The sequence below is a fragment of the Trueperaceae bacterium genome, assembly GCA_036381595.1.
In the GTDB taxonomy this organism is placed as follows: Bacteria; Deinococcota; Deinococci; order Deinococcales; family Trueperaceae; genus DASVCN01.
Window position 1 is genome coordinate 39,939 of record DASVCN010000027.1, and the last position, 24,767, is coordinate 64,705.

A 24,767-nucleotide genomic window follows, 5' to 3' on the forward strand; every position below is an offset into this window, starting at 1 on the left:
GGGACGGGCACCCGCAGGTGCCCGTCCCGAGAACAGCGCAGCTGTTCCGGTCCGATTCAGGGCAGGTCGAGTTCCATCCTGCGAGCGTGCACCTCCTGCATGCTCAGGTCCAGTTCACGCTGCGCCGCGATCTCCTCGGCGCTGTACGGTTCCACCGCCTCGACCCTGTCGGCGTTGGTCCAGCTCGAGAGCACGTAGTTCAGCACGGCCGCGATCTGGGCGTCGGAGAGCTGCCCTCCCCATGTCGGCATCACCCCGTTGTACTGAGCGCCGTCCACGGTGATGGGACCCTGAAGTCCGAAGAGCACGACCTGAGCGAGGTACTCCGGATCGGTGGCGTAGAGGTCGGCTGCGTGACCGGCCAGCGGCGGGAACGCCCCAGGGATACCCTGACCGTTGGCTTGGTGGCAACCCGAGCAGGAGCCGTAGATCTGCGCTCCGTCGGGCAGACCGGCTTGGCCAGCCTCCTGGCCCTCCGGCGCGTCGGCCACCGGCGCCTGACCGGCCGCCTCGGCTTGGCTGAAGAGGCCGGTCACCCCTCTGTCGGCCACGAGTTCGATCGCGCGATCTATGTCGATCTGCACGGTGCCGTCCTCGAGCATCCGATAGCCGCTGAGCTCCTCGGAAGCGGCACCGACGGTGGCTTCGAACTGCCGTGTGTCGGCCGTGGTGAAGGCGCCCTGGGGTCTGGCGGATATGAGGAGCAGGAGACCGCCCAGCACCACGATCATCAGGATGGTGACGGCCGCGAACATCCCCTTTATCTGCCCCTCGGTGAAGATGTACTGGCGAGTCGGTTCAGGCATGGTCGGCTCCACCGTGGGCAGGCCGGTGCACCCCGGGTGCGACAACCGCGTCGTGCGGATCGGGCGCGAGCCTCGGATCGTGGAGGGGGAGTACCGGCCTCGAACCGAGCGAGCGGAAGTAGGCGGCCAGCCAGATGCCACCTAGTCCGATCGTGAGCAGGATGTCCATGAGCAGCAGTTGCGGGCCGGTCCGTTCGAACGAGGGTACGAGGATCCAGTAGGTGTCCACCATCCGGATGAAGATCACGAACAGTGAAACGACCGTCAGGGCCACGCGCTTCCGCTTCACCCAGCGCGAGAAGAGGATGGCGAACGGAGCGAAGAAGCCGAAAACCAGCAGGAAGGAGCTGAGCGCCACCCATCCGGTGTTGAGCCTCGTCACGTACCAGCTGCTCGTCTCGACAGTGTTGTTCGACCAGATGATGATGAGCTGCGAGAAGCTCACGTAGGCCCAGAACATGATGAAGGCCATGATGAAGTTCCCCAGATCCTGCAGTCGCTTCGCCGTGAGCAGTTCGTTGACCGCCGGGAACAGCCCCGCCAGGAACACCATCACGATGACGATGAAGGCAACGGCCGAGATCGCCTGTCCGATCATCAGGATCACCGAGTAGATGCCGCTGAACCAGGTAGGGGTGAGTGACATTCCCCAGTCGATGCCGGCGAAGGTCATGGTTAGGACGTAGATCACGATCCAGGCGGCGCTCACGGCCTTGAGCCGGAAGCCGATGGAGCCCGCTTCGGCCGGTTCGCGGTCCTGACGATTCGAGAGCCTGAGGAAGAAGAGCGCGGATCCGATCCAGATGGCGAAGTAGACGACCGCCCGGACTATGAAGAACGGCACGTTGAGGTAGCTGACCTTGGCCGCAACGGTCGGATGCGTCTGAAGGTAGTCGGCCTGCGTCCAGGGGTAGAGGGAGTCTAGGCCGAAGAGCAGCGGGATGAAGAGGATGGCGAGGATCGGGATGACGGCTACGCCCGCTTCGAGCGGCCGGCGAATGAGCGCCCCCCAGGAACCGCCGGCAAGATGCTGGACGAAGAGCATCACCAGGCAGCCGAGGGACATGCCCAGCCAGAAGATGTAGGAGAGGAGGTACGACTCGAAGAAGCGGTTGGCTCCCAACAGGGCGAGCAGGAGGGCTGCCGCGACCGCCACGACGCCCACGATCAGCGAGAGGGTCTGAAGGCGTCCGAAGTCGGTGCTCGACGAACTGCGATCGGCCATCAGTTCACCTCCTCGTCAGCCGAGCTCAGTTCGACGCCCTCGGGAACATCCTCGGCGGTCGCGTAGCGGCTCAGCTGCAGGGCCCGGATGTAGCCGGCGATGGCCCACCTGTCCTCGGGCGGGATGCGACTGGCGTAAGGGAACATGCGTCCGAATCCGTTGGTCATCGCGTTGAAGTAGTACCCGACAGGCTGGCTGCGCACGCCGGGATCGTGGAACGACCTGGGCTGGGGGAAGCCACGCTGCACCACGACGCCCCTGCCGTTACCGTTGTAGTTGTGGCAGGGTGAGCAGTAGATGTTGAAGCGTTCCTGGCCCCGGCGCAAGAGTTCGGGCGTGAGTTCGATTGGCAGTTCGGCGAGGAGGCCGTTCTCGCCCTGACCGGTGAAGAACGCGGGATCGATGGCTCCGCGCTCGCGAGAGATGGTATTGGCCGGTGGCACCTGGGCGGTTGTCCCCGTCTCGAAGTAGGGGTTGGCCTCGTAGTACTTGAAGTTGGGCTGCTCGACCATGTTCCGGCCGCAACCGGTCAGGAGCACGAGGAGCGCCAGCAAGAAGATGTGAGTGGAGCGTAATTCGGGGAAGCGCCTATCCATATCAGCGCTCCACTTCCGAGAGTCGAGTGGGGGAGAGTCGTTCGAGGAAGCGACGAGTCTCGATGAGGTCGAAGTTCGGATCGCTCGCCTCGATGCACAGGAAGAATTTGTCACGGGTGGCATTCTCGAAGTTGGGAGTGTTGAAGATCGGGTGGTAGGGCCGTGGCAAACCGTTGCGGGCCAGCATCACCAGACCCACCGTGAAGGCCGAGACGAGCACCGTGCACTCGAAGGTGATTACGATGAAGTTCGGCCACGAGTTGAACGGGCGTCCGCCGATGTTCAGCGGGTAGTGGACGACGTTGGCGAACCACTGCATGTAGAAGCCCAGGAAACCGCCGATCGTCCCTGCCAGGAGCATTATCCAACCGATCCTGGTCGACTTCATCCCCAGCCGCTCGTCGAGTCCCTCGACGGCGAACGGAGTGTAGGCGTCGGTTCGGGTATAGCCCGCGGCCCGAGTGGCGTCGGCCGCGGCGAGGATCTCCTCGGCGCTGTCGAATTCGGCGACCAGACCGTAGAGGTCGCGAGTTTGGGCGCCGGTAGTAGTGGTCACGTCGCTCATCCTTCCACCTCCAGCCCCCGCTCACGAGCCCGGATCGTCTCGAAGTAGTCGCTGCCGTGGTGCTCGTCGTGGTGGACGAGCTCCTTCATCTCGGTCGTGGCGATCGACGGGAGCAGTCTGATGAACAGGAAGAAGAGGGTAGCGAAGAGGCCGAGCGAACCTATGTAGAGGCTCCAGTCGAACACCGTTGCATCGTAGTCACCCCACGAAGACAGCAGGAACTCCTTCGTGAGGGTCACCGAGATGATGACGAAACGCTCGAGCCACATCCCCACCGAAACGATCAGCGAGATGATGAAGAGTGCCAGCGGGCTCTGCCTCACCCGGAGCGACCAGAGTGGTTGGATGGCGATGAAGTTGCAGAAGATCAGCGCCCAGAAGTAGATCCCGTGGTCCTCGCCGAAGACCCGGTTGAGCGCCATGAAGCGCTCGAACTCGACACCCGAGTACCAGGCGATGAAGAGCTCGATCATGTAGCCGTAAACGACGATCAGGCCGGTCGCCAGCATCAGCTTGGCCGAGTTGTCGAGGTGCCGCATGGTGATCAGCTTCTCGAGCCCGAACGCCTTCCGCAGCGGGATGGCCAGGATCAGCACCATGGCGAAGCCGGCGAAGACCGCTCCGGCGACGAAGTAGGGAGGCATGATGGTGTTGTTCCACCCCGGCACCTGCGAGAAGGCGAAGTCCATGGCGATCGTCGAGTGGACCGAGAGCACCAGGGGGAAGGAGACGGCCGCCAGCAGCAGATAGGCGCGCATGTACCGCTGCCACGCCTTCGTCGAGTTGTTCCAGCCCAGCGACAGGAGCGCGTAGAAGAGCTTTAGCCCCTTGTTCTTGGCCCGGTCTCGCAGAGTGGCCAGGTCGGGGATCAGGCCTATGTACCAGAACAGGATCGACACGCTGGCGTAGGTCGAGATGGCGAAGAGGTCCCAGTCGAGCGGCGAACGGAACTGCGGCCACAGGCCCATGGTGTTCGGGTAGGGGAGGAGCCAGTAGAAGACCCACGGCCTGCCCAGGTGGAGGATCGGGTAGAGGCCTGCGCACACCACTGCGAAGATGGTCATCGCCTCGGCGAAGCGGTTGATCGAGGTGCGCCATGGCTGGCGGAAGAGCAGCAGCGCTGCCGAGATGAGGGTACCGGCGTGGCCGATGCCGATCCACCAGACGAAGTTGACGATCGGGAATCCCCAGGCGACGGGGATGTTGTTGCCGAAGATGCCGATGCCGGTCGTTATCAGGTAGACGACCGTGGCCAGGTACATGCCCAGCAGTGCAAGGGCGATCGCGAAGCCGATATACCACCAGGCCGGAGTCGCCCGCGGGTGGGTGAGTACCGGCGCATCGACGACGTCATCGACGTGGCCGTACGTCTGGTTGCGGCCTATCACCCTGTTGGTCTCGAGTACGGTTCGTTCTCTGTTCCGAACTGCCATCAGCCGGCTCCTACTTCCTCGGCGACCAGGCTCGGATGGGGATTCTTGACGCGCGCCAGGTAGGTGTTGCGGGGCTGGGTGTTCAGTTCCTCGAGCAGCTTGTAGTTGAGCGGTGAGCGCTTGAGCTCGTTGACGGTGCTGCCCTGGTTGTTGAGGTCACCGAAGACGATCGCCTCGGTGGGGCAGGCCGCCTGACAGGCGGTGACGACCTCGCCGTCGGCGATGCGGCGGTCCTCGGTCTCGGCGTCGATCCGCGCCTTGGCGATGCGCTGCACGCAGAAGGTGCACTTCTCCATCACGCCGCGACTGCGCACGGTTACGTCGGGGTTGTACTGGAGGGAGCGCTCGCTGGCATCGCCGGGCAGTTCGGCGTACTGCAGGAAGTTGAAGCGCCGCACCTTGTAGGGGCAGTTGTTCGAGCAGTAGCGGGTCCCGACACAGCGGTTGTAGACCATCACGTTGAGGCCCATCTCGTCGTGTACGGTGGCGCCCACCGGGCACACCGGTTCGCAAGGCGCCTTCTCGCAGTGCTGGCACAGCATCGGCTGGTGGAAGTACTCGGGGTCGTCTATGGGCCCGGCGTGATAGTTGTCGATGCGCAACCAGTGCATCTCGCGGCCCACCGCCACCTGGTCCTTGCCCACGATCGGGATGTTGTTCTCGGCCTGACAGGCGACCACGCAGGCGTTGCAGCCGGTGCAGACGTTCATGTCGATGACCATGCCCCAGGCGTAGGAGTCGTAGACGAAGTCGGGGTAGAGGTCCGACTCGGGGTGCTCGACCGGATGCACGAAGTGGGGATGTTCCGGTTGCTCGCGCAACTGGGCGAGCGTGCCGGCCCGGATGATGTGCCGCTCCTCGCCGGTGCCTTCGAGGTTGTGGTGCGGCTGGGTCGAGACCAGCGGGTAGCGCCCTGCCGCCCGGCTCACCTCGACAGGTGCCTGCCATGCGCCACTCGCCGGTCGCAGTTCGTTGGCGTCGAAGCCGATCTCGCTACCGATCTGGCCCGCGCGGCGGCGCCCGTAGCCCAAGTGCACGGTGACGGTCCCGGGTGCCTGACCGGGGAGAATCCAGACGGGCGCCTCGACCGAGCGGCCCTCGACGGTGAGGGTGACGAGGTCGCCGGTGGTCAGGCCCAGCTCCTCGGCGGTTGCGGGAGCGAACATGGCGGCGTTGTCCCAGGTGAGCTTGGTGAACGGCTTGGGCAGCTCCTGGAGCCATCCGTTGTTCGACCAGCGCCCGTCGCCGATGCTCGGATCGGGCCGGAAGGCGACGGTGAGACCGGTTCCCGCCTCAGGCAGGTCCACCTCGAACGACTGGAGCGACGCTTGGGCCTCGGCCGAGCCACTGTTCGGCAACGCCCCACGGTAGACCGCCTGACGCCAGAACTCGTCGAAGGAGCCCTCGACCCGGCTGCCCCAGTACTCGCGCACGATGTCGTAGCTGCGGGCATCGGGTTCGCCCAGGGCGGTGGCGAGCAGTTCGTGCTCCGAGCGGCCGCCGTAGAAGGTCGAGATAAGCGGCTGCATTATCGTCACGGTGCCGTCGAAGGCTCGGATGTCGCTCCAGGTCTCCAGGTAGTGGGCCTGGGGCACGTGCCAGGAGCAAAGCTCAGCAGTCTCGTCGTAGTAGAGCCCGAGGTGGGCCGAGAAGGGCACCCGCTCCAACGCGGCTGCGAAGTCCACCGACCCTGGAGCGGTGTAGACGGGGTTGCTGCCGATGATCAGGAGGGTGGAGACGTCGCCCCCCTCCATCGCTTCGGTCAGCTCGATCAGGGAACCGACTCCGGAGGTGGGCTCCGTATCGGCCGGCTCCAGGTAGCGGACCGTCGATCCGGTATTCCCGAGGGCGTCGTTGATCGCATGGACCAGAGCCTGCAGCTGGGCCGGCAGGAACTGGCCGGCAACGAGGAGGCTGCGGCCGTTCGCCTCGTTCAGGTCGTCGAGGAGCGCCTCTAACAACGGTTCGGGAACCCGCGCGGGTAGCTCCCGCCGCGGGGCGGGGACGCCGAGCCGTTGGGCGATGACGCAGAGCAGGTCGCCGATCTCACCGGGTGAGAGGGGAAGCCGGTGGTCGGCGAGCGACCCGGTCGGCGTCGGGGTGCTCTCGAATGCGTAGAAGCGCCCCGGGTCGTCGTTGGCCTCGTGCACTCGACGCCTGTTGGCGAAGGCCCGGGCGTATGCGAGTCGCCCCGGGAAGTCGTCCGCGAAGTTGGCTTCGAAGGAGACGACCACGTCTGTTGCGCTGAAGTCGAACACCGGCATGAGCGGCTGGCCGAAGGCGATCCGGGTTCCCTCGAACAGTTCGTCGCTGCGGGAGGCGTCGAACTGGTACCAGCGGGCCTCCGGGTACAGCTCGACCAGCCGCGAGATCTGCGCGCTCAGAGTGGGGGAGGTGACCGACTCGGTCAGGAGCCTCACTCCGGCGCCGTTGCCGCTCTGTGCGAGCGCATCCTCCAACGCGGCGACGAACTCTTCCCAACTGCTCTCGTCGCCTTCGTGCATCACGCTCTGCGAACGCTCGGGGTCGTACAGGGTGAGGACGCTCGCCTGAGCGGTGGGCCCGGTGGCCCCGAGGCTGGCGGGATGATCCGGGTTGCCCTCGACCTTGGTGGGCCGACCCTGATGGCTCTCGACCAGCAGGCCCTCCCCGTAGCCGCCGTGGGAGATCGCGGTGGCGTAGTAGAGCGGGCGGCCCGGGATTATCTCCTCGGGCTGCTGAACGTACGGCATGATCTTCTCGCTGGGGGTAACCGGTCGCGCGCACGCTGTCAGGCCGGCCAGCGCCAGGGACGCTCCCAGCAGCTTGAGGAAGTCGCGCCGATGCAGAGAACCCTCGATGGGCGCCGCTTGCCTGGGGAACTCCTTGTGCAGGAACGACCGGAACTCCTCGGTGTCGGCGAGCTCGTCGAGGCTCCGCCAGTAGGCCTTGCCTTTCTGGCTCTTCAGTCGTTCACGGATGGTGGTGATGTCGATGGGATCGCTCATCGGTGACAGGTCGAGCACTGAGGGAGTTTCTCGGTGTCTATGTGGTAGGCCTCGACCAGCGCCTGCCCTAGATCCAGCTGGTTGTCGGGACGTTCGTAAGCCATGTTGAGCACCTCGCTTCGCGGTCGCAGGAACCGTTCCGGCGACTTGTGGCACTCGAGGCACCAACCCATCGTCATCGGTTCGTTCTTCCACATCGCTGCCATCTCGTCGACCTGACCGTGACAGGTGCTGCACCCCACGCCCTTGTCGATATGGATGCTGTGATCGAAGAAGACGAAGTCGGGCAGATCGTGCACCCTGTTCCACTCGATCGGCAGGCCGCTGTCCCAGCTGGCCTGGACGGCGGCGAGGGCAGGCGCTCCCACCCTGATCTGTGAGTGGCAGGTCATGCACGTCTCGGTGCTGGGGATGGACGCGAAGTTACTGGTTTCGACGGTCGAGTGGCAGTAACGGCAGTCGAGTCCCAGGCTGCTGGTGTGCAGCGCATGGGAGAAATCCACCGGTTGCGGCACCGGAACGCCGACTCTGTTGTTGGTGGTACGAGCGAACACCGTCATGAACGTGATCAGCAGGACGGCGAAGACTCCGCCGGCTATCGTAGTCCAGCGGATGAAGGAGTTCGCGTTGGGTGGGAAGAGCTGCGGCATCTATCCGGACCGCTGATCGCGGCTCGTTCCGCTTCGCGATTCCCGGCGGTCCCGAGTCGAACCGCCGCCACGGCGTGAAGATTCAGATAGAGCGAACAGAATGACCTCCTCGATGCCTGGGTAGAGGGACCGCCTTTTTGCGCACAGCGACAGTATCCGCTGCCGTCAGAACTCAACTAATGTATCACAGCGTAAAAAAGCCGCAAGCGGGGCAATTGTCCCGTTTCGCTCCCCCTGGGACCACTCTTGACCCCACAGTCAGGCGCCATCTCCGGCTGCCCCGGAACGGTGATGCGACCCGGGCATGAGCACCCGAGGAGCTAGTCGCCGCGGCAGTGGATCACCAACTGCGGCCGGCTCGAGCGGCGCAAGACGCCTTCGGCGACCGAACCCAGCATTATCCGGCTGAAACCGCGTCTGCCGTGGGTGCCGAGGACCGTCAGGTCGTGCTGTTCCTCGGCCTCCAGTATCGCGTCCACAGGATGGGCGAGGGGCTTCTCGACGAGTACCGTCTCGCTGACGACACCGTAGGCCTCGGCCTGACGGCGCGCCGCGTCCAGTACCTCCTGACCACCCCTGCGCAGTTCCTCGTACAGTTCGCCGTACTCGGCAACGGCATGGCGAGCGTAGTAGAGCGGGTCCTCGACTACGTAAAGGAAGGTGACTCGCGCTTCCGTTCGCCGGGCAAGCTCGAGGCCGTGCTCCACCGCCTGTCGGCTGCACTCGCTCCCATCGATCGGCATGAGGATTCGCTTGTACATCTGGCGGACCTCCACCTCCGAGGCTACAACCTGGGACAGTCTGCGGGCAGGCAGATCACGCCAACTTGCCGGCCCCGTCCGCGCCGCCCAGAGTGAAGTAGAAGGTCGCCCCCTCTCCGGGCTTGCCCTCGGCCGAGATCCGTCCGCCGTGGCGGTCGACGATACGGGCGACCGTCGCCAGGCCCACCCCAGTGCCCGGGTAGGTATCGATCGCATGCAGCCGTTGGAAGGGTTCGAACAGCTTGTCGGCGTAGTTCATGTCGAAGCCGATGCCGTTGTCGCTCACGTAGAAGACCCTTTCGCCATCCTGCTCCAGCGATCCGACCTCGATGCGGGCGGTCGCCTGGTCGGAGGTGAACTTCCAGGCGTTGCCGATGAGGTTGTCGAGCAGCAGGCGCACCATCGCGGAATCGCCCCGCGCCCTCAGGCCCTCCTGCACTCTTGCCTCGACGCGTCGGTCCGGTTCCACTTCGCGTAACCGCACCAGCGTGTCGCGCGCCTTGAGCGTCAGGTCGAGTGGCACACGGCGGAAGTCGGAGCGGTTGAGTCGTGAGAGGGCGAGCAGGGCGTCGATGATGGTCCCCAGGCGAGCCGCCCCGGCCTGGATCCGCTGCACGTAGCCGAGGGCCCTCTCGTCGAGCGCTCCTCCGTAGTCCTCGAACAGCGCCTGAGCGAACCCGTCTATGCCTCGCAACGGGCCCCTCAGATCGTGGCTTGCGCTGTACGTGAACGCCTCCAACTCTCTGTTGAGGGCCAGGAGTTCCGCGGTACGCTCGGCCACACGCTTCTCCAGCTCGTCGTTGGAGCGCAGCGACTCCAGGTAGAGCCGAGCGTTGTCGACCGCCAGCGCGGCTCTTTCCGCCAGTTGCATGGCCAGGCTCAGGTCGTTCTCGTCGTAATGCCTCCCCGATTCGGCCTGGACCAGGCTCAGGACGCCCAGGGTCTGGCCGCGACTGGTGAGTGGCACAACCAGTGCCGAGCTGAAGCCGATCTCACGGAGCAGCCTCAGATGCTCCTCGTCCCTCGCTCCCGCTTCGAGCAGCTCATCCGGGATCTCCCGGTACAGTTCGGGCTTGCCGCTGCGCGCCACCTGGTAGGCCCCCGTTTCTCCGTCCGGGTCGGGTGGGTACCGCTGCTGGATCGTGTGGGCGAGGCGCACCTTCTCGCTCTCCTGGTGCTCGACGGCGAGTCGCTCGAGCTTGCCGGCATCATCGAGCAGGTCGACGGCGCACCAGTCGGCGAGGCGCGGCACCGCCAGGCGCGCGACCCGAACCAGCGTCTCCTGGTAGTCGAGCGAGGAGGAGAGTATCCGACTGGCTTCGGCCAGGAACTGGAGGCGCTCGCCTACATCCTCGGCACGTAGCCGCAGCTGCCGCTCACGCTCCTCCGCTTCCTTCTCACTGGTGATGTCGACCGCTACTCCGTGCGCCACCCGGCGCCCCGCTGCATCGCTCACGACCCGGCCACGCCCGGAGAGCCACACGATCCGGCCGTCGGGGTGGATCACCCGGTACTCCATCGAGGCGTTGGAGGAGCTGCTCTGCTCCCCGTTCGACTGCAAAGCGTCGCTTAGCGGCTTCCGGTCCTCGGGGTGGACACGCGCGAGGAAAGAGTCCGGGGTGGAGGGGCTTCCCGGGGGTAAGCCGAGAAGGCGATACATGGTCTCCGACCAGTGCATCTCTCCAGTTGCCAGGTCGCGGCTCCACACGCCGATGCCGGCCGCCTCGGTGGCCAGGTGGAGCTGAGCCTCCTTGCTCACGAAGGCCTGCGGGTCGCCGTCCGCCTCGTCGCGTGGAGAAGCGGAATCGTCGTTCAAGGTCAGCGTGCCCCCACGGGTACCGGAACGTTCAACTGCGACCAGTAGTTGCCTGCACGCCGCACGGCTTCGGCCAACTCCTTGGTTCCCGAAGGCCGCTGCAAACACGAGTTGGCTCCGGCAGCGTACGCGGCCGCCAACTCCCGCTCGCTGAACGACGACGCCAGGATGACGGCAGGTACGAGCCGGGTGGCGGGCTGTTCCCGGAGCGTGCGCAGCAGTTCGAGTGAAGCCGAAGCCTCAGGAAGGTTGACCAGGACCGCTTTCGGCTGCAACCGGACGTCGCGGCCGCGGTGATCCCCTCTGGCCAGGAGGTAGTCGAGCGCCTCGCTGGCAGTGCGAGCCAACACGTGGGTATCGTCGTGTCCCGACTGCATCAGGGCCCGTACCACCGATCCGCTGTCTTCCTGGTTACTCTCGACTATCAACAGGGAGGGGGCGATCGAGGGCAAGGCACTCCTTCCGGGTGTGTTCCCGCTTCGCTGAGGTTCGTGGACCTGGAGCCGCGGGCCGACCTCCGACAGCATACGTGCAACGGCGGGCGAAGGAGTAGGCGCAAGTGGACTATTCGAACTAGCGGGATTCGACTATCCGGGGCTACAGTCCACGGCGTCCGCAGATGAAACAACTGCTATATGGAGAAGGAGTTCGCCCGACAGAGGCAGATGAGCGGCGATGGCTCGCCCGCTATGAGTGAACTCGAGAAGGTGATCGAGGGCCTCGAGGAGGGCGTCATCGCCTTCAACGGCGAGGGCGAGCTCCTTCTCATCAACAATGCCGCACTGAGGCTCCTGAACATCGACAAGGAGACGAGGACTCGGCACGAACTCCACGAGCAACTGGGAGCCTGGCAGGTCTCGGACGACCGCGGCGAGCCCCTGAGCGACAAGGAGCGGCCCATCGAGCGCGTCATAAGGGGCGAGACGTTCGACAAACGGGCCTACCGCTACAGGAACCCGGAGAAGAACGAGGAGAGGCAACTGATATGCGCGTCCCGGGCCCTCGAGGAGGAGCCGCGGGTGCGACTGCTGCTGTTGCACGACGTCACCGCCATCCGCGAAGCGCGAGAGGAACGAGACGCGGCTCGAAGCGAGCAGGAGTTGGCGGAGCTGCAGTTCCAGACCATCTTCGACGCGAACCCGGCGCCCACCATGATCCTCGACCTGACGAGCAACACGATCCAGGCTTGCAACGGCGGCATGCCCGAGATAACCGGCTACCGGGTGGGTGAACTCCAGGGCAGGGACATCCTCGCGGCCGGGTTGTTCGAGGACCGGGAGCTGGTCGAGCACGTCCTGGCTTCACTCGCCAATCATCATTCGGTGCCCAAGACGGCGGCCACGGTCAGGCGCAAGGGGGGCGAGAGAGCCTATGTTCTCTTCGCGGCCAAGCCGATTTCGCTGAGGAGCGGCGAGGGCGCGGTGTTCACCTTCGTCGACGTGACCGAGCAGCGGGAGGCGGAGATCAGATTCACCAAGGCGTTCCGCCTCGCGCCGGTGCCGGCGGTGATGACCACCCTCGGCGAAGACCGGGTGGTCGACGTCAATAACACCTACCTCGAGGAGTTCGGCAGGGACAAGGAATCGATGATCGGCCGCACTCTCGACGAGCTCGGCTTCTTCGCCAGCGAGCGAGACCTCAACAAAGCGCAACAGACTCTACGCAAGCACGGTCGTTACCGGGCGCTGGAACTCCGACTCCGGCGAGGGGACGGAGCTCGGATCGCCCTTGGCTACGCCGAGACCCTCAATCTTGCCGGTACGACGGTGGCGCTCAAGATGTTCAGCGACATCACCGAGCGGAAGCAGACCGAGGAGCACCTGCTGCACGCCATCCAGGCGGTGATGAGCGATACCACCTGGTTCACTCGATCCTTCCTCGACCGCCTCGCCGAGATACGACGTGGGGGAGACACCAGAATCGAGGAGGTGACCGTGCACCTGACCCGCCGGGAACGGCAGGTGCTCGAGCGGTTGGCGGTCGGCATGGCCACGAGGGAGATCTGCAACGATCTCGACCTCTCCATCAACACTGTCAGGAACTACCTCACCAGCCTCTATCAGAAGCTGGGGGTGAACTCCCGGGCCGAGGCGATGATCTGGGCACGTGAGCGGGGAATGGGCAGCGTCTAGGCAAGGGGTGGGCAGGTAGATGTGCGAGGTGTCGGTGCGCGGCCGGCGTCCCGCCGCTGCCCCAGGTATTCGCGCCAAGCGTGGACCACTCACTGGCTCTGACTGCTTCTGCCGGAGTTCGTCGTACAGCATCGAGCTGCTATAACGACGACAACGACCTTCGTCCAGCCGTGGGCGGTGTGGCCCGATCGCGCGGTCCGTCGTGAAGACGGACGCTCTTGCCCATCTGGGCCCGCATGGCAAACGATGACGCTGTGGTTGAACCGGTCACGACGGAAGGAGCAGAGGTGACGAAGGAACAGGATCTGGCAGCGATCGCGCGGTCGATCGTCGACGCGAACCGATTCATGGCCCTCGCTACTGCCGACGCGAGCGGGACCCCCTGGGCGTCCCCCGTGTGGTACGCCCCGCTCTCGTACCGCGAGTACGTCTGGGTCTCTCGACCAGCCACGAGGCACTCCCGCAACCTCACCGAACGACCGCAGGTCGCGATCGCCATCTACGACTCGCACCGGCCGGGCAGCTGGTCTGCCGTCTACATGACCGCGGTCGCCGAACAGCTCGAACCCGGCGACGCCGCGCTTGAAGCGTTCAACCGACGATCAGAGGCGCAGGGCCTGCGCGCCTGGTCGCGCGCGGAGCTCGTTCCCCCGGGCGAGTTCCGGCTTTACCGCGCCACTGCTACGGAGCAGTTCGTCCTCGACGACCATGACGCTCGACTTCCGGTGCAGCTGGAGTAGCTTCGCTCGACCTTCACGAGACGACGCGATCTTGGCCAAGACCGGTAATCGGCCCGGTATCCCTGAGAGCGCCGAAAAGTGAAGAGGCCCGCTATCGAGCGGGCCCTGCTTTCGCCGCATACTACGGCTGACTTCTTGCTGACTTCTTGGTGGAGCCTGACGGATTCGAACCGACGACCCTTCGCTTGCAAAGCGAATGCTCTCCCAGCTGAGCTAAGGCCCCGAGCGTGGCGCGCTCCTCGAGAGCACCCGGTAGGATATGCCCCCGCTGGCGGGGTGTCAAGCGGAGATGCTGCGTCTCGGGGCGATTACACGGCTGCCTGGGAGGCCTCTCACTCCCTCGCTTCGTCACCCAAGCGGGCGAAGATCATCCGCCCCATGTTCGTCTGCAGACTGCTGGTGACGACGGCGTCTACCGTCCGGCCCACCAGTTCGGCCGCCTCCTCGATGACGACCATCGTGCCGTCCTCCAGGTAGGCCAGGCCCTGGCCGGGTTCCCGCCCCTCCCGCACGATCGAGAGCGAGAGGCGCTCGCCGGGCAGGAAGGTGGCTTTCACGGCGTTGGCCAGCTGGTTGACGTTGAGCACCCTGATCCCCTGCAGGGCCGCTACCCGGTCGAGGTTGTAATCGGTAGTGATGAGGTCGGCCCCACGTTCGAGGCAGAGCGCCACCAGCTTCTCGTCCACGGCCTCGATCTGCGCCGGTTCGTCGCTTATCACCTCGGTGGGAACCCGTTCCTGCTGCGCGAGCCGGTCGAGCATCTCGAGGCCCCGGCGCCCCTTCCGGCGGCGCAACGGGTCACCCGAATCGGCGATCCGCTGTAGTTCCAGCAGGACGAAACGGGGGATGATGATGGGACTGTCGAGGAAGTTGGCGTCGAGCACCTCGAGGATCCGGCCGTCGATTATCGCCGAGGTATCGATGATCTTCTCGGCGCTTCGCGTCCTGGGCTTCGACTGCACCTCCGGCGCCATCCTCAGGGTTCCGAAGAGGCGACGATTGGCTACGAAGAAGGAGCTCGAGGCGAACACCAGCACGACTGCGATGAGGAGCGACCAGTACCAGGTGAAGCCGGGTACCTGACCGAGGACGTTGTTGACCAGCACCGTAACGAGCAGGCCGACGATGGCGCCGGTACCCGCGGCGAGCACCGCCTCGGGGGGAATCTCGCTGAGGTTCGCCACCAGGCGTTGCCAGAATCGCGACCAGTAGGCTGCGACCGGGGCGCCGATCAGATAGCCGAGCAGGAGGCCAACGAGGGTGAGGTAGAGGATGTTGTTGGGTCCGGTGAGGATCTCGCGCCGCAACAGCAGGTCGGCGAGGCTCAGCCCGAGAGTTCCTCCCAGGAGCGTCACCACTGCTCTCGCCAGCAGGTAGGCGCCGGAGGTCTGCTTCATGCCCTGCTCCACGCCTTCTCCACCGCCTCTCGCACCGAGGCGACGCCCTGGGCACCGGCCTCTCGGCCTCTCGGTTCGATGAACCGGTCGTAGCCCGACCTCTCGGCCTCGCTGCGACGCCGTCCCTGCTGCGACACGGCCCGCACTTCGCCGGCGAGCCCGACCTCCCCGACGACGGCGGTCCTGTCGGACAGCTCCCGGTTCGTGACCGCCGAATAGACTGCGAGGGCGACCGCCAGGTCGGTCCCGGGGTCGGTGAGGCGAAGACCTCCCGCTACGTTGACGAAGATGTCGAGCCCGGTGAGGGGCAGTTCGAGGCGCCTCTCGAGCACCGCCAGCACCACGTCCACCCGCCGAGAATCGAGGCCCTGCACCACCCGCCGGGGCGATGAGTAAGGCGTCTTGGCCGCTAGCGCCTGCACTTCGAGCAGCAGCGGTCGCTGACCCTCGAGGGTGGCCGCCACTACCGAACCGGGAACCCCCAGCGGCCTCTCGGAGAGGAACGCCTCGGACGGGTTCGGTACCGCCAGCATGCCGCCGACGGTCATCTCGAAGACTCCCATCTCGCCGGCGGGGCCGAAGCGGTTCTTGATCGCCCGGAGTACCCGAAAGCCGGCGGCCGCTTCGAGCGAGAGGGTGGCGTCGACCATGTGCTCTACGACTTTGGGGCCAGCGATCGATCCCTGCTTGGTGACGTGCCCGATGAGCACCAGTGTCGAGCCTGTCTCCTTGGCTGCCGCGACCAGCAGTGCGGTGGCGTCTCGCACCTGACTCAGTGTTCCCGGGGTCGCCCCCTCCTCGCACACCAGCGTCTGGATCGAGTCGACCACGGTGAGCCTGGGCGGTTGCGACCGGAGGTAGTCGGCGAGCGAGCGGGCGTCGGTTTCGCGGGTGACCTGGAGGCCGGCCCCCAGGCCGAGCCGCTGGGCCCGCAGCTTGACCTGGGCCGGCGACTCCTCACCCGCGACGTAGAGCGTGTCCCTCATCTCGGCGGCCGCGAGGTGCGCGAGCTGCAGCAGGAGCGTCGACTTGCCTATGCCAGGTTCGCCGGCCAGGAGCAGTACCGATCCGGCCACCCAACCGCCGCCCAGCACCCTGTCGACTTCTGCGTCGCCGGACGGGTGTCGCTGGAGTGCGGCCTCCCCGACCTCATCCAGCAGCTCGACCAGAGCGGCCGGCCGGCCCACCGCGGCGACCCTGGCCCTCGGTTCGACGCGCGCTTCCATCGTCTCCCACGAGCCGCAGCCGGGGCAGCGACCCAAGGCGACCGGTGAAGAGGTGCCGCACTGGCTGCAGAGGTAGCGGGCGCTACTCCTGGGCACGATTCCTGACGGGGGCTTCCGGTAACTGCATCCGGAACATCATAACTTTCCCTCGAACGGCCGGCGAAGCCGCGCCCGGTGAAAAGCCGGGCAGGAGGGGAGAGGCATCGCCCGCCTGTGCCACCGTGGGGAGTCGGGCCAGGTTCGGGCCGTTGCTCCACTCACGGTGACGGGTCACGAAGTACGGCCCCGCTCGATGGAGCGAGGCCGCGAATGATTGCTATCCGTTACGGGGCTAGGCGATCGGGACCGGCCGCGCGAAGACCACCTTGTCGTCCTCCACCGTGACGATCAGCGACTCGTCCGAACCGTGGTTCAGCAGCTCAAGAGAGAGGGGGTCCTCGACGTGTTCACGGATGACCGCGCGAAGCGGCCGGGCGCTCTCGCCCTTCGGCATCTTGTCCACCAGGAAGGCTGCTACCTCATCGGCGAAGGTAACGTCGATATCGCGGCTGCTCAGGTCGCGACGCATCTCCTCGAGCATCCCCTTGGTGATCTGCAGGATGCCCTGCCGGTCGAACGTCTCGAAGGCGATGACCTCGTCGAGCCGGTCGAGGAACTCAGGGGAGAAGATGCCGCGCAACGGCGCCTGGACGTCCATCTGCTTCTCTGCCTGGAAGCCCACGCCCGGACCCCGATTGAAGCCGGTGTTCGACGTCATGATCAGTATCACCCGCCGGAAGTCGACCGTGCGGCCCAGCCCGTCGGTGAGACGGCCGTCGTCGAGAACCTGGAGGAAGGTGTTGTAGATGTCTGGGTGAGCCTTCTCGATCTCGTCGAGGAGCACAACCGAGAACGGCTGCCTGCGTACCGCCTCGGTGAGGCGGCCACCCTGCTCGTGGCCTACGTAACCCGGAGGTGCGCCGATGAGCTTGGAGATCGCGTGCGACTCCTGGTACTCCGACATGTCGAGCCGAACCAGGGCCCGCTCGGACCCGAAGAGCTCGATAGCGAGTTGCTTTGCCAGGAACGTCTTGCCGACCCCCGAGGGGCCGACGAAGAGGAACGAGGTGGACACGCGGGTGCGGCCGCCCAGGCCCACCCTGGCCCGTCTGAGGGCGGCGGCAAGCGCGGTGATCGCCTTGTCCTGCCCCACTACCGCCTGCTTGAGCGAGCGCTCGATGTCGGTGAGCTTGTCGGCGTCCTGCTCGTCGACGTAGATCCCGCCCCACGAGTTGACCACCGCTTCGACGTCCTCACGCGTGACGACAGGTGTTCCGTCCTCCTCTTCCACCACCGGGAAGCCGAGAGACTTGTTCAGCCGCGTACGTGCCGCGGCCTCATCGATCAGGTCGATCGCCTTGTCGGGGAAGTTGCGCCCGGGCAGGCTCCGCTCGCCGTAGCGCACCGAGAGTTCGAGGATGTTGGTGGGGATGACCACTCCGTGGTGCGTCTCGTACTTCTCGCGCAGGCCACGGAGGATCTCGAGCGACTCCTCGGGGGAGGGTTCGAGTACGATAACCGGCTGGAAGCGGCGCTCGAGCGCGGCATCCTTCTCGATGTAGCGGTGGTACTCGCCGGTGGTGGTGGCGCCGATGACCTGCACCTCGCCACGAGAAAGCGGGGGCTTCAGGATATTCGCGGCGTCGAGCGTACCCTCAGCTCCACCTGCGCCCACCAGCGTATGCAGCTCGTCGATGAAGGCGACCACCTTGGCGCTGCGGAGCTCCTCGATCACCTGCCGCAGCCGCTCCTCGAACTCGCCGCGGTACTTGGTGCCGGCGACGATGTTGGAAAGGTCGATGGAGAGGACCCGTACCGACATCAGGTTGGGCGGGACCCGTCCCTCGTTTATCGCCTGGGCGAGACCCTCGACGATCGCGGTCTTGCCAACGCCCGGTTCGCCTATCAGTACCGGGTTGTTCTTGGTTCGCCGCGAGAGGATCTGGATGACCCTACGGATCTCCTCGGTCCGGCCGATGACCGGGTCGAGCTTCCCTTCGCGCGCCTCCTTGGTGAGGTCGCGGGCGTACTCGTCCAGGAACGGTGTGTTGACGGCCTCGGCCTGGTTCTTTGGATCGGCGGCCGCCAGGATGCGCCAGCGGACCGTGTCCACGTCGCGCGTGAGTTGCTGGAGTATGCGGTAGGCGACGCCGTCGCCTTCACGGATGATCCCTAGCAGGATGTGCTCGGTGGCGATCACGTTGGAGCCCAGGCTGCGGGCCTCGGAGCCTGCCAGCTCCATGACCCTCCTGGCCCGGGGGGTGATAGCGGCTGTTTCGTTGCGAGGGAGGCCGTCACCACGGCCAACCATCTCTTCGACCTGCCGACGGAACCCTTCAAGAGTCGCGCCGAACTCGCTCAGCACACGGCTGGCGGTGCCCCCTTCTCGCATCAGACCCAGCAGGAGGTGTTCCGGGCCGATCATCGCATGACCGAGTTTCGACCCCTCCTCCCGTGCGAAGTGGAAGACCAGCCTGGCTCTGTCGTCGTACCTGTTCACGGCCTTCCTCCAAACCCGTCGCTGCACCGGGCACCAGGCCCGATGCGGGTCACGCTTCGACGTTGACTCATGGTGCTATACTACGCGCTCGAAATAAAGCCTGAAAGGGTATTCGTTACGATTGATACTCATCGGGCTTCACCGTTTCCCAATAGATGCGAGCTCGTCTACCGCTCCGGGAGCAACGCCGGGAGAAACAATGCGATTCCAGGACCTCATCCTTTCTCTAGACCGCTTCTGGGCCGACCAGGGCTGCGTGATAGCCACGCCCTACGATACCGAGGTCGGCGCGGGCACGTTCTATCCCACGACATTCCTCCGTTCACTGGGACCGGAACCGTGGAAGGTTGCCGGCGTGGCCCCCAGCCGCCGGCCGGCCGACGGGCGCTACGGCGACAACCCCTACCGCTTCCAGTACTTCTTCCAGTACCAGGTAGTGCTCAAGCCCTCACCGCTCGACGTGCAGCAGACCTACCTCGAGTCGCTCTACCAGCTGGGTATCGACCCCAGCAGCCACGACATCCGCTTCGTCGAGGACAACTGGGAGTCGCCCACCCTCGGCGCCTGGGGACTGGGTTGGGAAGTGTGGATGGACGGGATGGAGATCACCCAGTTCACCTACTTCCAGCAGGTCGGCGGTATCGACTGCAAGCCGGTCCCGGTCGAACTCACCTACGGACTGGAACGCATCGCCATGTACCTCCAGGGCGCGCGCCACGGCTTCGACGTCGAGGCGGCGCCCGGAGTGACGATGGGCGACCTGAGGCGGCAGTTCGAGTTCGAGCACTCCACCTACAACTTCGAGCAGAGCGATCCGGAACTCCAACGCAAGCTGTTCGATGCCTTCGAGAGCGAGGCGAGGCGACTCCTCGAACTGGAGCTCATCTATCCGGCGTACGAGTTCGTCATGAAGGCGTCGCACGCCTTCAACCTGCTCGATGCCCGTGGCGTCCTCTCGCAGACCGAGCGGCAGGACTACGTCCAGCGGCTGCGGCGGCTGAGCGAGTCGACCGCCCGCCACTACCTCGCTTCCACCCGGCCGACGACCGAGGCCGCCTGATGCCCAACGACCTCCTTTTCGAGATCGGGACCGAGGAACTGCCGAGCTGGTACGTGCTGCAGGGACGTGACGCCCTCGTGCAGGGGATCTCCGAAGCATTGTCGGAGGCGCGGCTAGGGCACGGCGAGGTGGTCGGCTACGCCACCCCGCGGCGCCTGGCGGTGCTGGTGAAGGGTCTGACCGAGGAGAGCGAACGCCGGAGCGAGAAGCGCCGCGGACCGCCGGCTTCGGCCGGGATAGGCCCCGACGGCAGCCTCACACGAGCCGCGCTGGGGTTCGCACAGGCGAACGGGGTGGAGCCGTCCGAGCTGACAGTCGAGGAGACAGGGAAGGGGGAGTACCTCTTCGCGGTAAAGGAGGTGGGCGGAGAGCCAGCAGCCCGGCTGCTACCCGCCATACTCTCCGGCCTCGTCGAGAACCTGCCGGCCCCCCGGAAGATGCGCTGGGCAGAGGTCGAGACCGCGTTCGTCAGACCGGTGTCGTGGCTCCTCGCCCTGCTCGGTGGAGAGCCGATCGAGCTGGAGGCTGCTGGAGTGACCGCTGGCCGCTGCACCCGTGGTCACCGTTTCCTCGCGCCGGAGGCGCTCGAGATACAGAGGCCCGCCGACTATGTCGACAGGCTGCGCGACGCCTACGTCATCGCCGACGTCGAGGAGCGTCGCCGGGCTACCTGGGAGTCGGTCTGCACGGCCGCGACGGCAGAAGGACTCGAACCGCTCGAGGATGAGGGTCTCCTGGACGAGGTCACCAGTCTCGTCGAAGCGCCCTTCGCCGTGCTCGGCGAGTTCGACGAGCGGTACCTGGAGCTGCCGGACGAACTCCTCGCGACGGTGATGATCCACCACCAGCGCTACTTCCCGGTGCGTTCGAAGAGGGGCGCCCTGGCGGCGGGATTCGTGAGCGTCTCCAACAATCGCGTGCCGGACGTCTCGTTGATCCGTGAGGGCTACGAGCGGGTGCTGGCCGGGCGGCTCTACGACGCCCGCTTCTTCTGGGACGCCGACCGGACCAAGAGCCTTTCGCAGCACGCCTGGGGACTCTCGGGCATCCAGTTCCACGGCAGTCTCGGCACCATGGCCGAGAAGGTCTCCCGGGTGGGGGAGACGGCCAGGCGCCTGGCTCCGCTAGTGGGCCTGGACGAGGCGGAAGAGAAGACGCTGGAGCAGGCGCTTCCCATCTACCGCGCCGACCTCGCTACCTCGATGATCTTCGAGTTCCCTGAACTCGAAGGCGTGATGGCCAGGGCCTACGCCGTCGCCGAAGGACTCGACCCGCTCGTCGGGAGGGCCCTGGAGGAGGGGGTCAAGCCGAAAGGGCCCGAAGACTCACTGCCGCAGGAGCAGGCCGGCGCCCTGCTCTCGGCCGCCGACCGGCTCGACAAGCTGCTCGGCTTCTTCGCGGTGGGCAAGCGCGGCAGCGGATCGGCGGACCCGTTCGGTCTGCGCCGGGACGCGCTGGGCCTCGTTCGGATCCTTGCTTCGAGAGGGTGGGAGGTCCCGCCACGCCCCCTCCTCGAGACCGCCGCACAGGCCTACGCGTCGAACGAGGTAGTGGTGGACGAGCGGGTGATAGCCGAAGTCGAACGGTTCATCTGGGACAGGGTCGCCACGCTCCTGGCCGACGAAGGGATCGGGGTCCATCTCGTTCGGGCCGCTACCGGCGACCAACCGCCGGTCATCACAGCCGCGCGGCGCGCCCATCTGCTCCAGGCGATGAGTGCAGAGGAGGCGTTTCCAGCTTTCATGACGCTCTACAAGCGGGCCGCCAACCTCGCTGAGAAGGCGCCGGCAGGAGTAGACGTCGATCCCGGCCTCTTCGAGGTCGCCGAAGAGGCGCCGCTGAACGACGCCCTGGCGGGAGCCAGAAAAGGGATCGAGGAGCTGCTCGACCTGGGGCGGTCATTGGACCCGTGGGACCTGGGGGGTGGTCCCGAGAGTGGGCTGCCGCCACTCGACGCGGCGATCGCCAAGGTGCTGCAGGTCAAGGACCCTCTCGACGCGTTCCTCGACGACGTGCTGGTGATGGTCGACCAGGAGGACGTGCGCAACAACCGCCTGGCGCTGCTGCGGGAGGTGCGGGACGCTCTGCGGGCGCTGGGCCGGCTCGAGGAGCTGGAAGGGATCTGAGCGGAGCAGGAGTCCGAGCGCAGGAGCTTACCGGCTTCTCGACCGAGGTGGCGAGATGAACGACGACCTGAAGACCCTATACGGTTTGGTGCGGCGCACTCGAGCTGGCGTCCTCGACTGGCTCGATTCGCTTCCCTCCGGGGTCTTGACCCGGGAACGGTACGACTTCGCTTTCGGCAGCCTCGACGGGATCTACACCCATATCGCCGACTGCTACCTCCACTGGGTCGAGAACGTGGGCTTGGGCAGGGAGCGCCGCTGGCTCGAGGGAGGCAGCGTCCCTGCCCTCCGGTCGGCGTTCGCGATCGTCGACGAGGTGGTGGTCGAGGCTCTCGCCTTGTTCACCGACCCCGACGAACCGATCCGGTGGACTTCACCGGAGGGTTACGAAGAGGTGCTGTCAGGCCGTTGGTTGATCGCGCATCCGATCACTCACGAGTTCCACCACAAGGGGCAGTCTCTGGCCCTCGCCCGGGTACTCGGTTTCCCGCACCCGGGGCGACCGGACACCGACCTCGTTCCGCCGTTCCCGTAGCCTCCGATCGCCTGACCAGGACTACGACGCGAGGGAGATTTCCGATGCTGCCCGCGGCGATGGTCGTATGATCCGAGCCGCATCACCTTCGCCCCCGAGGGGGCGAGGTTCCTCGGAGGCCCGAGTGGTCGCCATCTCGTTGCTGGTCGTCTCGAACATCTTCATGACCCTCGCCTGGTACGGCCACCTTCGGTTCATGCCGGAAGGACGCTTCCCGCTATTGGCTGTCATCGTCCTGAGCTGGGGGATCGCTTTCTTCGAGTACTGCTTCCAGGTGCCGGCGAACCGGATCGGCTATCGAGCCTTCAGCGCCACTCAGCTGAAGATCTTCCAGGAGGTCATTTCGATCTCGGTATTCATCGCGTTCGCGCTGTTCGTGCTGGGCGAACGTCCCCGCTGGAATCACGGACTCGCGTTCCTGCTGATAGCCGCCGCGGCGTTCCTGGCAGTGAGGCGTTAAGGGCTTAACTTCCGCCGTGCCGTCGGTCGTCGCCTCGCAAGTGGAAGTCGAGTCGCGGCACCAAGGGGCGGTACGCCGCACAGGAAAAAGCGAGCGCACTCTCCGAGTGGAGAGTGCGCTTCTCTGGTGCCGAAGGTGGGACTTGAACCCACACAGCCTCGCGGCCACACGACCCTGAATCGTGCGCGTCTACCAATTCCGCCACTTCGGCAAGGGCGGGGCGCCACCGACTTTGAGGTCGGTTCGATGCCGCCGGTCGCCGGCCATCGGGCCGCGACCGAGTAAGAACTCTACCACCTGTTTCGACAGCGGTGCAAGCAGTTATCGACCGCTCGTGCGGGCTCCCGGCAGCGCCGGCGGACCGTCAGCGGCGGCGCTCACCGAGGAGGTCGATCAGCTCCGCCTGGGCGTTCCGGCCGTCGACCCGTAGCCTGGCCAGGGTAACCGGGAGGCGGAAGCGCCTTGGCCCGGCACTTCCCGGGTTCATGTAGAGGGTCCCGTTCCGCTCCAGCACCACCGGACGATGGCTGTGCCCCTGGACAACGACTCCGAAGCCGCCAAGCTCCTCTTCGGCCACCGCCAGGTGACCATGGTGGAGGTAGAGGACGAGAGATCCGAGGGGGATCTCGAGCTTGCTCGGCAAAGCTTCTGCCCATTCGCCTCTGTCGACGTTCCCCCGCACCGTTTCGACCGGCGCCAGCGCGGCCAGCCGCTCGAGGATATCGGGCGAGCCGACGTCGCCGGCGTGGAGGATCAACTCGCAGCCCGCCAGCGCCTCGAGGGCCTCGGGGCGAAGGAGTCCGTGGGTATCGGAGATGATGCCGACCTCGAGCATTTCTTTCAGGATAGGACACGGAAGTTATAGTGCCACCAACATCGTGTTTGGAGGCGAGATGGGTGTCGTCACGGAGCCGCAAGCCGAACCGTCTCCCGCAGCCGGAAGCGGCCGGGTGGCGCTGGTCACGGGAGGTGCCAGTGGCATAGGCCGTGCCTGTGCCCGGGCGCTCGCCGCCGCCGGCTACCGGGTCTCGGTCGTCGATCTGGACGAACGCGAGGGGAGCCTCCTGGCACGGGACCTGGGCGGTCACTTCGTGCCGGCGGACCTCACCCGACCGGAGGAGTGCCGCAAGGCGGTCGACTCGACGGTCGAGCGTTTCGGCGCGCTCGACGTGCTGGTCAACAACGCCGGCTTCCAACACATCGACCCGCTGCCGGACTTCCCGGTGGAGACCTGGGAGCGCATGATCGCGCTGATGCTCACCGCCCCCTTCCTGCTCACCAAGTACGCCTGGGAGTACCTGGGGCGTAGCGGGCACGGCCGCATCATCAACATCGGCAGCGCCCACAGCCTCACGGCCAGTCCGTTCAAGGCCGCCTACGTCACCGCGAAGCACGGCCTACTGGGCCTCATGAAGGTGGCGAGCCTAGAGGGTGGTGAGCTGGGCATAACCTGCAACACGGTCTGCCCTGCCTACGTCAGAACGCCGCTGGTAGAACGACAACTGGCCGACCAGGCGCGAACCAGAGGGATATCGATCGAGGAGGTCGAGAGCAGAGTATTCCTCGAGAACGTCGCGGTGAAGCGGCTTCTCGAGCCGGTCGATGTCGCTCGCTACGTGCTCTTCCTCGCTTCGAAGGATTCGTGGGGCATAACGGGGAGCGTGCAGGCGATCGACCTCGGCTGGACCGCCCGCTGAAGTTCGCCCGCCGACC

21 protein-coding genes and 2 tRNA genes are annotated in these 24,767 nt (G+C 65.8%); 7 read left to right on the forward strand and 16 right to left on the reverse strand.

Features of this window, described 5'->3' with window-relative positions:
* Window positions 1–56 precede the first annotated feature (56 nt).
* The 10 genes from VF168_09475 to VF168_09520 all read right to left on the reverse strand — a co-directional run bounded on the left by VF168_09475 (window position 57) and on the right by VF168_09520 (window position 11,291).
* Complete coding sequence (locus tag VF168_09475) at window positions 57–806, reverse strand: cytochrome c (GenBank protein ID HEX7004402.1); 750 nt, start codon at window positions 804–806, stop codon at window positions 57–59.
* Window positions 799–2,031, reverse strand: a complete 1,233-nt coding sequence (locus tag VF168_09480) for a hypothetical protein (GenBank protein ID HEX7004403.1) — start codon at window positions 2,029–2,031, stop codon at window positions 799–801. Before VF168_09480 ends, VF168_09475 begins: the two co-directional genes overlap by 8 nt.
* Window positions 2,031–2,627: a cytochrome c gene (locus VF168_09485; GenBank protein HEX7004404.1), complete on the reverse strand. Its 597-nt coding sequence runs from the start codon at window positions 2,625–2,627 to the stop codon at window positions 2,031–2,033. The genes VF168_09480 and VF168_09485 overlap by 1 nt, the downstream gene beginning before the upstream one ends.
* Before the next feature lies 1 nt (window position 2,628).
* Window positions 2,629–3,192 carry a DUF3341 domain-containing protein gene (locus VF168_09490; GenBank protein ID HEX7004405.1) on the reverse strand — a complete coding sequence of 188 codons (564 nt, stop codon included), beginning with the start codon at window positions 3,190–3,192 and terminating at the stop codon, window positions 2,629–2,631.
* Window positions 3,189–4,625, reverse strand: a complete 1,437-nt coding sequence (gene nrfD / locus VF168_09495) for an NrfD/PsrC family molybdoenzyme membrane anchor subunit (GenBank protein ID HEX7004406.1) — start codon at window positions 4,623–4,625, stop codon at window positions 3,189–3,191. Before nrfD ends, VF168_09490 begins: the two co-directional genes overlap by 4 nt.
* Window positions 4,625–7,630 (reverse strand): TAT-variant-translocated molybdopterin oxidoreductase, encoded by a 3,006-nt coding sequence (locus VF168_09500; protein ID HEX7004407.1) that lies wholly within the window; start codon window positions 7,628–7,630, stop codon window positions 4,625–4,627. Before VF168_09500 ends, nrfD begins: the two co-directional genes overlap by 1 nt.
* Window positions 7,609–8,262: a cytochrome c3 family protein gene (locus VF168_09505; protein ID HEX7004408.1), complete on the reverse strand. Its 654-nt coding sequence runs from the start codon at window positions 8,260–8,262 to the stop codon at window positions 7,609–7,611. The genes VF168_09500 and VF168_09505 overlap by 22 nt, the downstream gene beginning before the upstream one ends.
* Before the next feature lie 320 nt (window positions 8,263–8,582).
* Window positions 8,583–9,023 (reverse strand): universal stress protein, encoded by a 441-nt coding sequence (locus VF168_09510; GenBank protein ID HEX7004409.1) that lies wholly within the window; start codon window positions 9,021–9,023, stop codon window positions 8,583–8,585.
* A gap of 55 nt (window positions 9,024–9,078) precedes the next feature.
* Window positions 9,079–10,839 carry an ATP-binding protein gene (locus VF168_09515; GenBank protein ID HEX7004410.1) on the reverse strand — a complete coding sequence of 587 codons (1,761 nt, stop codon included), beginning with the start codon at window positions 10,837–10,839 and terminating at the stop codon, window positions 9,079–9,081.
* A 2-nt stretch (window positions 10,840–10,841) separates the two neighbouring features.
* On the reverse strand, window positions 10,842–11,291 hold the full coding sequence (locus tag VF168_09520; protein HEX7004411.1) for a hypothetical protein: 450 nt from the start codon (window positions 11,289–11,291) through the stop codon (window positions 10,842–10,844).
* A 183-nt stretch (window positions 11,292–11,474) separates the two neighbouring features.
* On the opposite strand from VF168_09520, the gene VF168_09525 reads away from it, so the two are divergent.
* Window positions 11,475–12,971, forward strand: coding sequence for a PAS domain S-box protein (locus VF168_09525; GenBank protein ID HEX7004412.1), 1,497 nt, complete (start codon window positions 11,475–11,477; stop codon window positions 12,969–12,971).
* 287 nt (window positions 12,972–13,258) lie between these two features.
* Window positions 13,259–13,711 (forward strand): pyridoxamine 5'-phosphate oxidase family protein, encoded by a 453-nt coding sequence (locus VF168_09530; protein HEX7004413.1) that lies wholly within the window; start codon window positions 13,259–13,261, stop codon window positions 13,709–13,711.
* 147 nt (window positions 13,712–13,858) lie between these two features.
* Here VF168_09530 and VF168_09535 read toward each other — a convergent pair.
* From VF168_09535 to VF168_09550, 4 genes are all read right to left on the reverse strand, one after another.
* Window positions 13,859–13,934 (reverse strand) — tRNA-Ala (locus VF168_09535).
* A 109-nt stretch (window positions 13,935–14,043) separates the two neighbouring features.
* Window positions 14,044–15,108, reverse strand: a complete 1,065-nt coding sequence (locus VF168_09540) for a PIN domain-containing protein (protein HEX7004414.1) — start codon at window positions 15,106–15,108, stop codon at window positions 14,044–14,046.
* On the reverse strand, window positions 15,105–16,430 hold the full coding sequence (gene radA, locus VF168_09545) for a DNA repair protein RadA (protein ID HEX7004415.1): 1,326 nt from the start codon (window positions 16,428–16,430) through the stop codon (window positions 15,105–15,107). Before radA ends, VF168_09540 begins: the two co-directional genes overlap by 4 nt.
* A gap of 235 nt (window positions 16,431–16,665) precedes the next feature.
* Complete coding sequence (locus VF168_09550; GenBank protein ID HEX7004416.1) at window positions 16,666–18,873, reverse strand: ATP-dependent Clp protease ATP-binding subunit; 2,208 nt, start codon at window positions 18,871–18,873, stop codon at window positions 16,666–16,668.
* A gap of 199 nt (window positions 18,874–19,072) precedes the next feature.
* Here VF168_09550 and VF168_09555 point away from each other — a divergent pair, with 199 nt between their 5' ends.
* The 4 genes from VF168_09555 to VF168_09570 all read left to right on the forward strand — a co-directional run bounded on the left by VF168_09555 (window position 19,073) and on the right by VF168_09570 (window position 23,054).
* The gene (locus VF168_09555) at window positions 19,073–19,933 is read left to right on the forward strand and encodes a glycine--tRNA ligase subunit alpha (GenBank protein HEX7004417.1); all 861 of its coding nucleotides are present in this window, start codon (window positions 19,073–19,075) and stop codon (window positions 19,931–19,933) included.
* Window positions 19,933–22,059: a glycine--tRNA ligase subunit beta gene (glyS, locus tag VF168_09560; protein ID HEX7004418.1), complete on the forward strand. Its 2,127-nt coding sequence runs from the start codon at window positions 19,933–19,935 to the stop codon at window positions 22,057–22,059. Before VF168_09555 ends, glyS begins: the two co-directional genes overlap by 1 nt.
* A 55-nt stretch (window positions 22,060–22,114) precedes the next feature.
* Window positions 22,115–22,594 carry a DinB family protein gene (locus tag VF168_09565; protein ID HEX7004419.1) on the forward strand — a complete coding sequence of 160 codons (480 nt, stop codon included), beginning with the start codon at window positions 22,115–22,117 and terminating at the stop codon, window positions 22,592–22,594.
* A 124-nt stretch (window positions 22,595–22,718) separates the two neighbouring features.
* Window positions 22,719–23,054, forward strand: a complete 336-nt coding sequence (locus VF168_09570) for a DMT family protein (GenBank protein HEX7004420.1) — start codon at window positions 22,719–22,721, stop codon at window positions 23,052–23,054.
* Between the two features lie 124 nt (window positions 23,055–23,178).
* On the opposite strand, the gene VF168_09575 is transcribed toward VF168_09570, so the two are convergent.
* Window positions 23,179–23,265 (reverse strand) — tRNA-Leu (locus VF168_09575).
* Window positions 23,266–23,418: 153 nt separating this feature from the next.
* Window positions 23,419–23,889 (reverse strand): metallophosphoesterase family protein, encoded by a 471-nt coding sequence (locus VF168_09580; protein ID HEX7004421.1) that lies wholly within the window; start codon window positions 23,887–23,889, stop codon window positions 23,419–23,421.
* A gap of 58 nt (window positions 23,890–23,947) precedes the next feature.
* Here VF168_09580 and VF168_09585 point away from each other — a divergent pair, with 58 nt between their 5' ends.
* Window positions 23,948–24,751 (forward strand): 3-hydroxybutyrate dehydrogenase, encoded by an 804-nt coding sequence (locus VF168_09585; protein ID HEX7004422.1) that lies wholly within the window; start codon window positions 23,948–23,950, stop codon window positions 24,749–24,751.
* The last annotated feature ends 16 nt before the right edge of the window (window positions 24,752–24,767 follow it).